The organism is Pseudarthrobacter sp. B907, from assembly GCF_040137805.1.
GTDB lineage: Bacteria > Actinomycetota > Actinomycetes > Actinomycetales > Micrococcaceae > Arthrobacter.
On the sequence record NZ_JBEEQE010000003.1, the window covers coordinates 1 to 15,610 of the forward strand.

Sequence of the window (15,610 nt, forward strand, 5' to 3'; positions counted from 1 at the left end):
GCCGGGGTAAGTCCACAGCGTTCCGTTGCCGTCCTGTGCCAGCAGGTCTGCGTTGCCGTCACTGGTGAAATCCCTTGCAACCGGGGACGGAGCCGGTCCCGTGAAGAGCAAGCGGTTGGGGGTGCCCGCTGACGCATTCGAGATGACACCCGGGGTGGCTGCGGAGGCCAACTCGGCTGTTACTGCCGCCGGCGTCCACTTCGGGTTCCTGGACAACACAAGCGCAGCAGCACCCGCAACGTGCGGAGATGCCATGGAGGTCCCACTCAGGGTGGCCACCGACGTGGTGGAGGTATCCCAGTCGGACTGGATGCCAACCCCCGGCGCGTACAGGTCAACGCAGGACCCAAAGTTCGAGAACGACGCCTGCCGGTCGGAGGAATCGCTGGCGGCGACGGTCAACGCCTCGGGGACCCGTGCCGGGGAGGACGTGCAGGCGTCCACCGTGGAGTTTCCGGCAGCGACCACGGCTGTGACGCCGTCGTTTATGATCCCCCGGATCGCGTCGTCCAGCGTCGCGCTTGCGGGCCCCCCAATGCTGAGGTTGGCCACGGCGGGCGTGCCGGCGGCATGCTGGGACGCTATCCAATCAAGCCCTGCGATGACGTCGGATTGGTATCCCGAACCATCGCAGCCGATCGCCCGGACCGGAACCACGGTCGCCGATTTCGCAACCCCGTAGGTCTTACCGGCGATGATTCCGGCCACGTGGGTGCCGTGGCCGTTGCAGTCGCTGCTGCCCTTGCCGTCAGCGATGGCGGTCCAGCCCGCGTCCACTCGGCCGCCAAAATCCGTGTTTTCGGCCAGGACGCCGGTATCGATGACGTAGGCACGGACGCCTGCTCCCGTTGCTGGCGGTGTGAACGTGCCGGAGAGCGGGAGCGCGCGTTGGTCGATTCGGTCCAGGCCCCAGGGTGGGGACTGCTGGGTGTCAGAAACCGTAATGGGCGAATCCGGCTCGATCAGGGAAATCCGTGGTGAATGAGCCAAGGCGGCTGCCTGTGCTTTGGTGGCGGTGATCGCCGCTCCCCGTAACGCTGCGGAGAAGGTCCTGCCTACACGCACACCCTGCGACCGAAGGGAGCCGGCCTCGTGGTCTACGTCGGCGCCCATGGAGAAACTGACCAGATACCGGCCGGCGTCCCCCGTTAGGGAAATGGCGGACGGCCTGCTGCCGCTCGCTGGTGGGGACGACGGCGGATCAGCGGCCGCGGTGGCGGGGAACGCAAGGGCAGGCGGCGCCGCCAGCATGACCGCGACCGCGGCTGACAGAACCGCGCCGAGGGATCCCCGGAAGTGCTTCGAAAAAGACATGTGGCCTCCTAGTGACCGAGCCGTCCTGCGGTGCACAAATCTCGCGTGGCTCCGCAGGTTGTTTCGGGCGCGGCAAAGGAAGGACCAAGTGCTGTGGGTTGGCAGCGAGTACGCGGCGCGGCAGTAACTTCGTTAGCCCCAGACAATCCCTTATGCTCCCCAGCTTCGGCGGAAACGAAAAATACCTTCCCAGATCACGCTGTCCGTTCGTGCGCAGGCGCTCCGGCTGAGCCCGGAACTCTTCTCAAGCGTAGAGCAGTTGGCCTGGCCTGACGGACGCTGTGATGCCCGCCATTTTACAACCCCGTTGTTCAAGGGCGTGCTGGCTTGCTCGCCCGGGATGTTGGCCGCTCAATTTGTCGACTGCAGCTGAGTGCCCGTATCTGGATCCGTTACCTTGCGGCTTGGCTCCAATGCTCACCGAGCAGCCGTGCCAGGCGGTCCGGCTCGATCCGGTGCGGGGGATCGAAGTGATGGCGCTCCGCAAACACCTCGAGGCGGAAGTCGGGGAAGACCGTGGCCAGCCGTTCAGCAATTTCGCCGTAATCGTCAGGATTGCTGAGACCGCCGAGGACGAAGAGAACCGGTCCTGTAAAGCCAGCTAGCCGTGTGCGGTCCAGATCGTAGGTTTTAAAGTTCTGCAGGAAGGCCTTGATACCGGCCGGCCGTTTAGACATCCATGGCGGCGGGGGACCCGGCGGGGGTGGCGGAAGGACGACGTCGGGCTTGACCCCCAGCCGCATGAAAGAACTCATAAATTCCGTGGGCGGCAGCACCTCGAGCAACTCGTACTGTTTCCAGAGTTCGGTGTGGGCGGCGCTCCAATCCCAATTTCCGGCCCAGGCTGCTTCGAGCAGGGTCAGGCTCAGAATGCGGTCCGGATGCTTGGCGGTCAATGCCAGGGCAGCAGCGCCGCCGCCCGAATAGCCAACCAGATGGAAGGTCTCCCAGCCCCGGGAATCGGCCTCGCGCAGGACGGCATCGGCCTCGGTGTCCAAGCTCCAGCCCGGCGGAGGTTCGTCGTCGGCGTAGAGTTCGAGGTCCTTGGCCACGGCCTGCACCCCGGTTCCCAGCGCCTCGATGAGCGCGCCGTAGGCGGGCTGTGCGGGGAGTACGCTTCCCGGAAGGAGAATGACCCGAGTTGGTTCCATGGCAGGATGGTACGCCCAGCCGGGGGAGCCCAGAAGAGCGCGCCGGTGGGCGGACACTCGCGATAGGCGATCGGCGATAGGTGACCGGAGCATCTGCCTGGCGTGGTGGTCAACGGGGGCTCTCGGTGTGGCTCCGACCGATTACTGTTTCGCGCGGTGCTGGTCTGTACAACGAATACCGGCCCACGGGAGACTGGCGCCATGCGCAAATTGACCTTCGGAATGAACGTGAGCCTGGACGGCTACATTGCCGCGCCCGGCGGAGACCTCGGCTGGAGCGTACCGAGCGACGAGTTGTTCCAATGGTGGTCCGACCGGGTTGGGGCCACCGGGCTGGCGCTGTACGGGCGCAAACTCTGGGAGACCATGAGCTCCCACTGGCCGACTGCCGACCGGCAGCCGGGCGCCACAGCGGCGCAGATCGAGTTCGCCCGCCGCTGGCGGGACATGCCCAAGGTGGTGTTCTCCTCGACGATCGGCTCGGTCGACGGCAACACCCGCCTGGTCACCGGGGACGCGGTCACCGAGATCTCTCGGCTCAAGGCCGACGACGGCGCCTCCATGGACATCGGCGGAGCCACCCTCGCCGCGGCGGCCATGCGGGCCGGACTGATCGACGAGTACGTGATCGTCACCCATCCGGTGCTGGTGGGCGGCGGCATCCCGTTTTTCACAGCCCTGGACAACTGGGTGAACCTGAGCCTGGTGGAGACCGGGACATTTCCCGGCGGTGTGCTCCTGACCCGGTACGAGACCCGGCGTTGAGTGCCCGAATGACGACTCTTGAAGGTGCGGTTGTTCTGGTTGTCGGCGCCACCGGCGGTCTCGGTTCGCGCATCTCCGCACAGTTGGAGAACCACGGCGCAACCGTTGCCCGGGCGTCAAAGTCTGCTGGGCATGATCTGCGCGCACCGTCGGTGATCCAGAAGCTGCTGGCTGACACGACCGGGCAGTACGGACGTCTCGACGGGTTGGTGGTTGCGTCAGGGGTCGTCGCGTTCGGCGCGGCATCAGACCTGGAACCCGCCACGCTGGACGAACTCTTCGCCGTGAACACGACCAGCCCCATTCAACTCATCACCCAGAGCCAGCCCTACCTGGCCGCTTCAGCCGGGGAAGGAAGGGAGCCCTTCGTGGTGACCCTGAGCGGCGTCGTGGCCGAGGCGCCCGTCGCCGGCCTGGCCGCCTACTCGGCGTCGAAAGCCGCGCTCGCGGCCTTCGTTGTCGCAGCGGGGCGCGAGTACCGGCGGGCGGGCATCCGGCTCCTGGACGCCCGCCCGGGCCACACCGGCACCGCGCTCTCCGAGCACCCAATCGCCGGGGCAGCGCCGCGATTTGGTGCGGCGCTGGATCCAGACCTGGTTGCGGCGCGGATTATCGCTGCGATCGTCGATGGCGAGAAGGATCTGCCTAGCGCCGCCTTTTAGGCCCGGCCCATGTCCTGCGATTGAGCGCCCAAGGAGCTAAGGGACCCCGAAGTGGGTTCGCGGCGGGGGAGGGGGCGTCCCTTAGAACAGCGGCCAGGGTACCGCCGGCATCTCACCGCTCGGAGCCGGAAACTGCCCTGCCCGGCGCAACCGGGCGCAGCGCGCGGCGAGCGAAGCGATTTCTTCGGCGCTGAGCAGGTCCGCAAGGTTTTGGCCCAGCCCGCCGCGCAGTCCCTCACTGACACGACCGATTCCCTCGTGTTCCTCGTCGGTCAGATCATCGCCCAGCCATCCCCACAGCACCGTGCGCAGCTTGTGGTCACGGTGGAAGGTGAGCCCGTGGTCCACGCCGTGCCGGTGTCCGTCCGTCATGGCAAGGATGTGGTCGCCTTTGCGGTCGGCGTTGTTGACGATGATGTCGAAGACCGCCATGCGTCTGAGCGCCGGCGTGTCTTCGTGAATGAGGGCGACCACGCGGCCGTTCTCATCCCGTCCTTCGAGGACGTGTTTCCAGCCCGTCTCCGGCATCTGGCCTGCCGCGACCAGGTCCACGGCGCTTTGGGCGGGGTCTGGCTCCTGCCAGAGCTGCACCATTCCTTCGCCCAGGGGGCCGTCGCGGAGCCAGGTGCGCGGCACGACGTCCCAGCCGAGGACCTGCGAAACGAGGTAGGCGGCCACCTCCCGGTGAGCCAGGGTGCCGTTTGGGAAATCCCGCAGCGGCTTTTCGCCTGCTATCGGCTTGTAGACGACCACCACGTCGCCGATGCTGCCCAGGAAGGTGGCGTTGGACGCCGTCGTGATGCGGCCGGTGAGCGTCAGCTCGGCGGTCACGAGGTCCGGCGCTGGCATCAGACCTCGGGCAGGGTGCAGGTGTGCCCGTCGGCGTCTATGGGGTAACCGCAGAGCGGGCACGCCGGACGCCCTGCTCCCACAATTTCCCGGGTGCGCTTGGCGAACGCGCGGGCGGTGCCCACCGGCATCCGCACTAGCAGCATTTCGGGCACGTCCGCGCCGTCCTCATCAAGGGGTTCGTCGTTGTCATCGGCATCGACGTCGGTGATGGGGTAGGCCTCTATGACGACCTGGGCGGTGGTTGGGTCCCACCCCAGGCTCAGGGCGCCGGTGCGAAACTGCTCCTGGACGGCCTCGAGCTGGTCATGGTCGACAAGTTCAATGGGGGTAGTCGTGGGAACGCTGAAGGGGTTGCCCTCGACGGTGCTGAGCTGGTCGAGAATTTCGTCGATCTTCTCTGCGAGCAGGGCCGACTGCTGCTTCTCCATGGCAATACTGACGATTTGCTTCCCTGCGCGCACCTGCAGGTAGAACGTGCGCGCCCCCGGAAGGCCAATGGTGCCGACGACGACCCGATCAGGCCAGGCAAATTCGTGAACACGTGTAGGCATGTCAGTATTTTAGGCACATGAGGTTCATGGCGCCTTCTGCCCTGCGCCGCCGCCCACCGGCGCATCGCCAGCGTCGATGCCGTTCGCCAGCCACGACAGGTCGCCCGCGTCGGTGTTGGTCGCGTGGACGGTCGGCCGGTTGGTGCCGTAGCGAACGATCGATACGGAGGCGGGGCCCACGTTAATCCGCTGGAACAGGTCAAGGTGCATGCCCAGCGCGTCGGCGAGGATGGACTTGATGATGTCACCGTGGCTCACCGCCACCCACACGGCCCCGGGCCCGTATTGGGCTTCGAAGGCTGCATCGTGGCGCCGGATCGCTGCCACGGAGCGCGCCTGCATCGCGGCCATCGATTCACCGCCGGGAAAGACGACGGCGGACGGTTGAGACTGCACAACGGGCCACAAGTCCTCGGCCGCGAGATCACTGAGCAGGCGGCCCTGCCAGTGTCCGTAGTCGCACTCGGTGAGATCGGGATCGACCGGCGCGGACGGCGTACCGGCCTGGCGATCGAGGATGAGCCGGGCCGTCTGCCGGCAACGCTCAAGGGGGCTCGACACCACCCCGGCCAAGGGCACGGCCGCGAGCCGGTCTCCGGTCAGGGCCGCCTGATCGCGTCCGACCTGGTCCAGGCCGACGCCGGCTGCCCGGCCGGCCAGCATCCCGGTGGCATTGGCTGTGGTGCGGCCGTGCCGCACGAGAATTACTGTCGCCATTCACCCAGCCTAACCACCCGACCACAAAGGGCCCGCGCTAAATTCGGCAGCGGAGGCCTGGGCTGCGGCCGCCCGTGGCCGGCGCCCGGGCCGGTCGGCGGTGGCAAGCGGGCGGGCCGGTAATGGCCGCTTAACTCGGTTGGAACCCTAAAAGCCCCGATCCGCATGAATCAGGGCTTTTTGCCGGATTCTGTCTTTATCCCGGAGTTCCGCATCCGTCAATCAATTTCGACAAAATTTACATAACGGGCCCGTCAATTGTTGCAGCTCGATAACGAACTATATCTGCGGTCAACTTTCATGCCGCTCCGCACCTTCGTGGGTTTACGCTTCATGCCATGTGAGACGCGCCACACTGCCGCTGGGGGAGTGTGGGCGTCTGTCTGGTGCCTACGGCGCCGGTCTCATCCACACCACAGAAACAAGGAGGCGGAATGCGCTTCGGTCGTATTTCCAAAGCAGTGGGGGTCGCGGCAGCAGCTGCGCTCGCACTGAGTGCCTGCGCCGGCAACAGCGGCGGGACAACCCCGCCGTCGTCTGCCGCGGCCGGCAAAACTGGCGGCTCGGCAACGGTCGTGGAGGTTAACGCGTTCAACACGTTCAACCCCAACACCGCTGACGGCAACACTGACATCAACTCGAAGATCAGCTACGCCACCCACTCGGGGTTCTACTACATCGACAACAAGCTGAACGTTGTACGCAACGAGAAGTTCGGCAAGATGGAAAAGACCTCGGACAACCCGCTGACGGTCAAGTACACCATCAACGACGGAGTTAAGTGGTCTGACGGGACGCCTGTCACCGCCGCCGACCTCCTGCTGCAGTGGGCCGCCTTCTCCGGCTACTACAACGACGCCGATGCGAAAGCAAAGACCGGAACGTCTTACTTCTCCTACGCCGGCGACCCGACCGGCATCGCACTGACCGACTTCCCGGAAATGGGCGCCGACGGCCGCTCCATGACCATCAAGTACTCCAAGCCCTTCGCTGACTGGGAAATCGCCCTGGGGGGCCCCGGCATCGACATCCCGGCACACGTGCTCGCCAAGAAGGCCGGCCTGGCCGACACCAAGGCGTTCACCGACCTGCTCAAGGGTTTGCCGCGCGGTGACGCCAAGGCCCCGAAGCCCGTGAGCGCCCCGCTGAAGGCCATGTCGGACATGTGGAACACCGGCTTCGACACCAAGACGCTGCCGGCCGATCCGAGCCTGTACCTGTCCAACGGCCCGTACATCGTCAAGAGCGTCAACCAGGACCAGTCCCTGACCATGGTCAAGAACAAGGACTACAAGTGGGGTCCGGACGCCAAGCTGGACGAGATCACCGTTCGCTACATCGGTGACTCGGCCGCCCAGGTCCAGGCGCTGAAGAACGGCGAAGCGGACATCATCGCCCCGCAGGCCTCCGCGGACACCGTGGATCAGCTCAAGGCACTGCAGAGCCAGGGCGTCACGGTGGAGGTCGGCAACCAGCTCTCTTACGACCACGTCGACCTGAACTACAGCGGCCCGTTCGCCGACAAGAACGTGCGTGACGCGTTCATGAAGGCTGTTCCCCGCAAGGACATCGTCGACAAGATCGTCAAGAAGCTTGACCCGAAGGCGGCTCCGCTGGATTCCCAGCTGTTCGTCCCGGACCAGGCTCCCTACGCCGATTCGGTCAAGGACAACGGTTCCTCGAAGTACAAGGATGTTGACGTCGAGGGCGCCAAGAAGCTCCTCAACGGTGCCACCCCGGAAGTCCGCATCATGTACAACAAGGACAACCCCAACCGTGTCGACGCTTTCTCGCTGATCCGCGAATCCGCCACCAAGGCCGGCTTCAAGATCGTCGACGGCGGCCTCGGCAAGTCCGACTGGGGCAAGGCCCTGGGCAAGGGTGGCTACGACGCCACCATCTTCGGCTGGATCAACTCGGGCGTGGGCGTCTCCGGCGTGCCGCAGATCTTCAAGTCCGGCAACGACTCCAACTTCAACAAGTTCGCCGATCCTGAGGCCGACAAGCTGATGGACGAACTGATTGTCACCACTGACAAGAGCAAGCAGGACGGCATCATCCAGAAGATCGACAAGAAGATCTGGGATTCCGCCTACGGCCTGCCGCTGTTCCAGGCAGTCGGCGTGGACGCGTACAGCGACCGCGTCACCGGCGTGAAGTACATGCCGAACCAGACCGGCGTCTGGTGGAACTTCTGGGAGTGGGCACAGAAGTAGCCGACGACCGCAAGTAACACTTGCTAGCTAAAGGCGTCGGGACCACGGCTCTACGGTCCCGGCGCCTTTCTAGCGGCACACCGACGATGACTTGGCCGGACCCGAATCCCTGCGGCAGCCGGCCGAACTCTGCGACCGGTCCTGGCAATCCCTGGGCCCGAATACCGAGGTTGTACTCCCCATGGTGACTTACATAGTCCGGCGGCTCATGACAGCCGCCCTCATTCTTCTCGGCGCTTCTTTCCTGGTGTATCTCCTGACAGCGGCGTCCGGAGACCCCCTCGAGGAATTCCGCGCTAGCAACTCCCCGCAAAAGCAGTCGCTGATGGACGCGCGCACCGAGCTCCTGCAACTGGACGTCCCTGCCCCCATCCGCTACTTCCGCTGGCTCGGCGGTGCGGCCCAGTGCCTCATCCCGTTCGCCAACTCCTGTGACCTCGGCAAGAACATCGCCGGCCAGCCGGTCACCGACGCCCTCGGCCACGCACTGGTCCAGACCCTGACGCTCGTCACCGGCGCCACGGTGCTTGCCATCCTGATCGGCATCACGCTGGGCATCATTACCGCCCTGCGCCAGTACAGCACTTTGGACTACGGCGTGACCTTCATGGCCTTCCTCTTCTTCTCGCTGCCGATCTTCTGGGTCGCCGTCCTGCTCAAGGAATTCGGCGCCATCGGCTTCAACGACTTCCTGCGTAACCCGGAAGTCCCCCTGCCCGCGGCCCTCGGCATCGGCCTCGGACTGGGCATCGTGGTCGCCGTCGCCGCCGGCGGGGCCGCGAAACGGCGCCTGATCATGGGCGGCGCCGTCTTCGCTTTCGTCAGCGCCGTCCTCATCTACTTCTCCGCCACCGAGTGGTTCAAGACTCCGGGCCTCGGCCCGGTGGTTATTGCCATTGCCGGCGTCGGCATCGCCTTCGCCGTCACCCTGCTCTCCGCCGGGCTCAAAAACCGCAAGGCGCTGCAGTCGGCGCTGATCGCCGTCGGCGTCGGGGTGGTCCTGTACTTCGTCGTCCAGCCGCTGCTGAACGAGGCGACGTTCCTGATGGTCGTACTGCTCGCCGTCGCCGCCGTCCTGGTGGGCGTGGGGATCGGCTACGTGATGGGCGGCTACGACCGTGGCCAGTCCATGCGTGCGGCCGCCATCACCTCGTTCCTGGTCGGATGCCTGATCGTACTGGACCGCTTTATGCAGGCCTGGCCGAGCTACTTCAACAACAGCCGCGTGCGGGGCCGGCCGATTGCGACCATCGGCGCCAACACCCCGAACATCGAGGGCGACTTCTGGGTCCTCGGCCTGGATTCCTTCACCCACCTGATCCTGCCGACCATGGCCCTGATCCTCATTTCGCTGGCCAGCTACACCCGGTTCACCCGGGCCTCCATGCTGGAAATCATGAACATGGACTACATCCGGACGGCGCGGGCCAAGGGCGTCTCCGAACGCACCGTCGTGATGCGCCACGCCTTCCGCAACGCGCTGATCCCGATCGCCACCATCGTGGCCTTCGACATCGGCGGCCTGATCGGCGGCGCGGTCATCACCGAGTCGGTCTTCTCGGTCCGGGGCATGGGCTTCCTCTTCCTGGACGGCATCTCCCACATCGACCCGAACCCGGTCATGGGCGTTTTCCTCTGTGTGGCCATCACGGCCATGGGTTTCAATCTCATTGCGGACCTCGCGTACTCCGCACTTGATCCGCGCGTAAGGGTAAAAGCATGAGCCAGCCAAGTCAGCAGGACGAAATCATGGCCGAGGAGGCCGTATTGCAGCCCGCCCCCGCGGCCGGCATCGAGCCCATCCTCGAAGCGAAGGGCCTGAGCCAGGGCCAGATTGTCCGGAAGCGTTTCCTCGGCCACACCGGCGCGATCATCGGCCTGGTGGTCTTTGCCCTGATCTTCCTGGTCGCCTTCACCTCGGTGGGTTACCTGGGCATTCCCGGCTGGTGGAAATACAACCACGAGGCCGTCTCCCCGTTGGTCAACGACGGCGCGCCGACCTCCTCGCTCTGGCCGCTGGCCTGGGGCGAACACCCCTTCGGCCAGGACCGGATCGGCCGCGACCTGTTCGCCATGACCATGCGCGGGGCCCAGCAGTCCATCACCGTTATGGTGGTCATCGGCCTGATCGCGGGTCTGATCGGCGTCCTGGTGGGCGCGATCTCCGGCTACTTCCGCGGCTGGGCCGAGGCGATTCTGATGCGCCTGACCGACGTCATCATCATCATCCCGGCCCTGCTCCTCGCGGCCGTGATGGCGCAGATGGCCGGCCGGCGCGACTCCGGAAGCTGGTTCGCCTCCTTCGCCAGCACCAACGGCGTGCTGGCCTTGGGCATCTTCCTGGGCCTGATCAGCTGGGTCAGCCTGGCCCGCCTGATGCGCGGCGAGTTCCTCTCGCTGCGGGAACGTGAATTCGTCGACGCCGCCCGGATCTCCGGCGCGAGCAACGCGCGCATCATTTTCAAGCACATCCTGCCCAACGCCGTCGGCGTGCTGATCGTCAACGTCACGCTGACCATGTCCGCGGCGATCCTCACCGAAACGGCGCTGAGCTACCTCGGCGTCGGCGTGAAGGCCCCGGACACCTCCCTCGGCCTGCTCATCTCGCAGAACCAGCAGGCCTTCTCCACCCGGCCCTGGCTGTTCTGGTTCCCAGGCCTGTTCATCGTCCTCATCTGCCTGAGCATCAACTTCATCGGCGACGGTCTGCGCGATGCCTTCGACCCCCGGCAGAAGAAATTCAACGCCAAGAAGGCCCGCGAGGTGGCGGCGCCGACCGCGGGGACAACGCCCCCGGATAAGACCGCCGTCACCGCGTTCGACGGACCCAAGGACAGCTAGGTGCGCTGCAGCGTTGTCCCCGCGGGGTCCCGGCCGGCCGGCGGCCGGCGACGGGGCGGCCGGCTACTGGACGGCGATCGTCCAGTAGCTGGCAGCGAGCAGGAGCACGGCCGCGCCGATGGCGGCCCAACGGGGCGTCACGACGGCGGCCGTGGCGCCGGCCTCGCCTGCGGTGAGCGCCCCGCTTTCCACCAGGTCCTGCCAGCGTGTGCGCACGATGCGGGCGGCCTGGCCGGAATCGGTGGTCTTCAGGTCACCGGGCCGGACGGATTTTCCGGGCCCGTAGCTGGTGTCCGGAAGCCCGTGCAGGTCTTCGGGGCGGGCGTTGCGTCCGCCCCAGATGCCGGGCGCCGGCGCAGCCCAGGCCGCGTAGCTGGCCCGCGCTGTGACGAGCGTCAGCGCATAGCGGGTGTCCACGTGCACCAAGGCGGCCCAGGGCACAACGACCGTCCGGAAGGGATTCTCCAGCGTCACTCCGCCGTCGTGCACCACAACGGCCGGCATCCAGAAGAACTGCCAGCCCAAGAACGCAAGCAGCAGCAGCGGGGCGGTGCTCGGCAGCCCCTCGAGTCCGGCCGAGGCGACCGTGGACGCGAGGCCGAGGGCCGCCACGGCCCAGGACAGCCAGGCGAACCATTTGTTCGTCCGGCCCTTGAAGATTTCGACGTTACCGGCATCGGGCACAGTGCTCATGCCCCCCATAATTCAGTATTCCGGGTCACAGCACTAATTGCCGGTGCGACGGCGACCCGGGTGGAAGGAACAACCCATCATGACTGACTTCATCACCCTTGATCCGGCCCCGGCCCCCGTGCCCGGGAAGGGCGGCACCGTCCTGGAGGTCCGTGACCTCAGCGTCGACTTTGGCGTCGACAAGAAGTGGGTTCCGGCGGCGATCGGCCTGAACTACGAGGTGCGCGCCGGTGAGGTGCTTGCGATCGTGGGGGAGTCCGGCTCCGGCAAGAGCGCCAGCTCGATGGCGCTGCTGGGCCTGCTGCCGAGCAACAGCCGGGTCAGCGGCAGTGTCAAACTCGCGGGCAAGGAGCTGCTCGGCACCAACGAGGCGAACATCCGCGCGGTCCGCGGCAAGGACGTCGCAGTCATCTTCCAGGAGCCCATGACGGCGCTGAACCCGGTCTACACCGTGGGCTCGCAGATCGTCGAAACCATCCGGCTGCACAACGAGGTCTCGCCGGACCAGGCCCGCGAGCGTGCCCTGCGGATGCTCGAGCTGGTGGAGCTGCCGGACCCGGAGAAGGCCTTCAAGTCCTACCCGCACCAGCTCTCCGGCGGCCAGCGGCAGCGCGCCATGATCGCCCAGTCGCTCTCCTGCGACCCCAAGCTGCTGATCGCGGACGAGCCCACCACGGCCCTGGACGTCACGGTGCAGGCGGAAATCCTGGACCTCATGCGCAACCTGCGCAACAAGCTGGACAGCGCGATTGTGCTCATCACCCACGACATGGGCGTTGTGGCGGACCTCGCCGACCGGATCGCCGTGATGCGCCGGGGTCTGATCGTCGAAACCGGCACCGCGGACGAGATCTTCCACAACCCGCAGCACGAATACACGCAGGCGCTGCTAGCCGCCGTCCCGCACCTCGGCCAGGGCGCGGAGAACGACGGCGACGTCGACGTCACCGCCGCCCTCGCTGCCGCCACGCAGGCTGAGATCCAGGCCATCCCGCGCTCCGAGCTGCTCCGGCGCGAACGCGAAAACGCGGCGGCGCTGGCCGCCGCGGAGACGGTGAAGCCGCAGGGCGATCCGGTCCTGGAACTCACCGACGTAGCCATCGAATACCCCAAGCAGGGGCGTGTGCCGGCGTTCCGGGCCGTCGAGGGCGCGAACCTCGCGATCTACCCGGGCCAGGTTGTTGGCCTGGTGGGGGAGTCGGGTTCGGGGAAGACCACAATCGGCCGGGCCGCCGTCGGCCTGCTGCCGGTCGCCGCCGGCACCATGAAGGTGGTGGGGCAGGACATCTCTGCCGCCAAAAAGAACGGCCGGCAGCTGCATGAGATGCGCCGGCACGTCGGCATGGTCTTCCAGGACCCCTCGTCCTCGCTGAACCCGCGCCTGCCGATCGGCGAAAGCATCGGCGAGCCGATGTTCCTCGCCGGGGTGGCCAAGGGGGCGGCGCTGCAGTCGCGGATCGAGGCCCTGCTGGACCAGGTGGAGCTGCCCCGCGACTACCGCAACCGCTACCCGCACGAGCTCTCCGGCGGGCAGAAGCAGCGTGTGGGCATCGCCCGGGCCTTGTCCCTGAAGCCGAAGCTGATGGTGGCGGACGAACCCACCTCGGCCCTGGATGTCTCGGTCCAGGCCAAGGTGCTCGAACTGTTCCAGAACCTGCAGAAGGAACTCGGCTTCGCCTGCCTGTTCGTCACCCATGACCTGGCCGTGGTGGACGTCCTGGCCGACCGGATCTGCGTGATGCAGCGGGGCCGGATCGTCGAACAGGGCAGCCGCGACCAGATCCTGCGCAACCCGCAGGAGCCCTACACGCAGCGGCTCCTGGCGGCCGTTCCGCTGCCGGATCCGGACAAGCAGCGCGAGCGGAGAGAGCTGCGGGCGCAGCTGCTCTCCGGCGCCAGCTAGGTCCGGATTCGGGGGATTTTGGGTTAGCCGAGCATAACCGGGAGGGGCCGGGGCGAATACTACCAGCGAGTATTGTGTGACTTGAAACTCACGGCGGTTGACGCTAGCCGTCATGGAGTTGTTGGATCACGGTTTGGCAACGGAGTTCCAACATCCGGACATTTTGCGGTTAGGCTACTTCCATATGTAGGCCACGTCACAGGGATACCCCTGTGCCCGGACCTGCCGGGAAGCACAAGTCTCTCCCGAACGAACTCCCACAACTCTTAGGAGGCGGAATGCGTTTTTCGCGCACTTCCAAAGCACTGGGCATGATGGCGATCGCCGCCATGGCCCTGACCGGTTGCGGCGGCGGCGGGTCCAACACCGCCGGCGGCAGCACCGGTGGCGACACCAGCAAGGTCATCCTTGCCGACGGCTCCGAGCCCCAGCGTCCGCTGATGCCGGCCGACACCAATGAAGTTGGCGGCGGCAAGGTCATCGAACTGATGTTCGCCGGCCTGGTCAGCTACGACCCCAACGGCAAGCCCGTGAACGAACTGGCCGAGTCCATTGAGGGCAAGGACGGCCAGCACTTCACCATCAAGATCAAGAAGGACCAGAAGTTCACCAACGGCGAGGCCATCACCGCCAAGACGTTCGTTGACTCCTGGAACTTCGGCGCGGCTGCCAAGAACGCACAGCTCAGCGGCGGTTTCTTCGAGAGCATCAAGGGCTACGACGAGACCAGCGCCAAGGGCTCCACGGTCGAGACCATGTCCGGCCTCAAGGTCGTCGACGACCAGACCTTCACCGTTGAACTCGCTCAGCCGGAATCCGACTGGCCGCTGCGCCTCGGTTACACCGCCTTCGTTCCGGTTCCCTCCGGCGCGCTGAAGGACCCGAAGGGCTTCGGCGAGAAGCCGGTCGGCAACGGCCCGTACAAGATGGCGGACGGCGGCTGGCAGCACAACGTGCAGATCCAGCTCGTTCCGAACCCGGACTACAACGGCCCGCGCAAGGCCAAGAACGCCGGCGTGACGTTCAAGATCTTCCAGAACGACGACGCCGCGTACCAGGACCTGCTGTCCAACAACCTGGACATCCTGCAGACCATCCCGACGAGCGCCTTGAAGAACTTCAAGTCCGACCTGGGCGAGCGCACCATCAACAAGCCGTACGCCGGCAACCAGACCATCGCGATTCCGGAATACCTGCCGGAGTGGAGCGGTGAAGCCGGCAAGCTTCGCCGCCAGGCCATCTCCATGGCCATCAACCGCGACGAAATCACCAAGGTCATCTTCAGCGGCGCACGCCAGCCCGCCAAGGACTTCACCGCACCCGTCTTGGACGGCTACAGCGACTCGATCCCGGGTTCCGACAACCTGAAGTTCGACGCAGCCAAGGCCAAGGAAGCCTGGACCAAGGCTGACGGCATCCAGAAGTGGGACGCCGAGAAGACCTTCACCATCGCCTACAACGCCGACAAGGGCGGCCACAAGGCATGGGTCGAGGCTGTTGTGAACCAGCTCAAGAACACCCTCGGCATCAAGGTTGAGGGCAAGCCGTACGCCACCTTCAAGGAAGCCCGCAACGACGCTACCGCCAAGACGCTGACCGGTTCGATCCGCGCCGGCTGGCAGGCCGACTACCCGTCGCTGTACAACTTCCTCGGACCGATCTACAAGACCGGCGCGGGCTCCAACGACGCGAAGTACGCCAACCCGGCGTTCGACAAGGCCATCTCCGACGGTCTCGCCGCCTCCTCCGTCGCCGACGGCAACAAGGCCATGAACAAGGCCCAGGAAATCCTCCTGACCGACCTTCCGGCCATCCCCCTGTGGTACCAGGTTGCCCAGGGCGGCTGGAGCGACAAGGTCACCAACGTTGACTACGGCTGGGACGGCGTCCCGCTGTACTACAACATCACCGGCAAGTAACAACTGAACAACGGCGGGGGCTGCCT

General features: G+C 65.9%; 13 protein-coding genes. 7 read left to right on the forward strand and 6 right to left on the reverse strand.

Annotated features, from left to right (window positions below):
- The coding region (locus ABLI39_RS03040) for a S8 family peptidase (RefSeq protein ID WP_349411909.1) at positions 1-1,314 on the reverse strand (1,314 nt) is incomplete at its 3' end.
- Between the two features lie 392 nt (positions 1,315-1,706).
- Positions 1,707-2,465 (reverse strand): alpha/beta fold hydrolase, encoded by a 759-nt coding sequence (locus ABLI39_RS03045; RefSeq protein ID WP_349411911.1) that lies wholly within the window; start codon positions 2,463-2,465, stop codon positions 1,707-1,709.
- A 201-nt stretch (positions 2,466-2,666) separates the two neighbouring features.
- Between ABLI39_RS03045 and ABLI39_RS03050 the strand changes: the two genes are divergently transcribed.
- Positions 2,667-3,230, forward strand: a complete 564-nt coding sequence (locus tag ABLI39_RS03050) for a dihydrofolate reductase family protein (RefSeq protein ID WP_349411912.1) — start codon at positions 2,667-2,669, stop codon at positions 3,228-3,230.
- A gap of 8 nt (positions 3,231-3,238) precedes the next feature.
- Positions 3,239-3,892, forward strand: coding sequence for an SDR family NAD(P)-dependent oxidoreductase (locus ABLI39_RS03055; RefSeq protein ID WP_349411913.1), 654 nt, complete (start codon positions 3,239-3,241; stop codon positions 3,890-3,892).
- Between the two features lie 81 nt (positions 3,893-3,973).
- On the opposite strand, the gene ABLI39_RS03060 is transcribed toward ABLI39_RS03055, so the two are convergent.
- Genes ABLI39_RS03060 through ABLI39_RS03070 form a run of 3 tightly spaced genes read right to left on the reverse strand, consistent with a single transcriptional unit; the run spans position 3,974 to position 6,012 of the window.
- Entirely contained in the window at positions 3,974-4,741 is a 768-nt protein-coding gene (locus ABLI39_RS03060; RefSeq protein WP_349411914.1) for an SCO1664 family protein, read from the reverse strand.
- Positions 4,741-5,295 (reverse strand): DUF3090 domain-containing protein, encoded by a 555-nt coding sequence (locus ABLI39_RS03065; RefSeq protein WP_349411915.1) that lies wholly within the window; start codon positions 5,293-5,295, stop codon positions 4,741-4,743. Before ABLI39_RS03065 ends, ABLI39_RS03060 begins: the two co-directional genes overlap by 1 nt.
- A 24-nt stretch (positions 5,296-5,319) precedes the next feature.
- Positions 5,320-6,012, reverse strand: coding sequence for a histidine phosphatase family protein (locus ABLI39_RS03070; protein ID WP_349411916.1), 693 nt, complete (start codon positions 6,010-6,012; stop codon positions 5,320-5,322).
- Positions 6,013-6,446: 434 nt separating this feature from the next.
- Here ABLI39_RS03070 and ABLI39_RS03075 point away from each other — a divergent pair, with 434 nt between their 5' ends.
- The 3 genes from ABLI39_RS03075 (at position 6,447) to ABLI39_RS03085 (ending at position 11,069) form a co-directional block, all read left to right on the forward strand.
- The gene (locus ABLI39_RS03075; RefSeq protein WP_349411917.1) at positions 6,447-8,228 is read left to right on the forward strand and encodes an ABC transporter family substrate-binding protein; all 1,782 of its coding nucleotides are present in this window, start codon (positions 6,447-6,449) and stop codon (positions 8,226-8,228) included.
- A 181-nt stretch (positions 8,229-8,409) separates the two neighbouring features.
- Positions 8,410-9,951 (forward strand): ABC transporter permease, encoded by a 1,542-nt coding sequence (locus tag ABLI39_RS03080; RefSeq protein ID WP_349411919.1) that lies wholly within the window; start codon positions 8,410-8,412, stop codon positions 9,949-9,951.
- Positions 9,948-11,069 (forward strand): ABC transporter permease, encoded by a 1,122-nt coding sequence (locus ABLI39_RS03085; RefSeq protein WP_502935180.1) that lies wholly within the window; start codon positions 9,948-9,950, stop codon positions 11,067-11,069. The genes ABLI39_RS03080 and ABLI39_RS03085 overlap by 4 nt, the downstream gene beginning before the upstream one ends.
- Positions 11,070-11,132: 63 nt before the next feature.
- Here ABLI39_RS03085 and ABLI39_RS03090 read toward each other — a convergent pair whose 3' ends face one another.
- Positions 11,133-11,762 (reverse strand): PH domain-containing protein, encoded by a 630-nt coding sequence (locus ABLI39_RS03090; RefSeq protein ID WP_349411920.1) that lies wholly within the window; start codon positions 11,760-11,762, stop codon positions 11,133-11,135.
- A gap of 79 nt (positions 11,763-11,841) precedes the next feature.
- On the opposite strand from ABLI39_RS03090, the gene ABLI39_RS03095 reads away from it, so the two are divergent.
- A complete protein-coding gene (locus ABLI39_RS03095) occupies positions 11,842-13,665 on the forward strand; it encodes an ABC transporter ATP-binding protein (RefSeq protein ID WP_349411921.1) in 1,824 nt (607 codons plus the stop codon).
- A gap of 278 nt (positions 13,666-13,943) precedes the next feature.
- Entirely contained in the window at positions 13,944-15,584 is a 1,641-nt protein-coding gene (locus tag ABLI39_RS03100) for a peptide ABC transporter substrate-binding protein (protein ID WP_349411922.1), read from the forward strand.
- Positions 15,585-15,610: the final 26 nt, after the last annotated feature.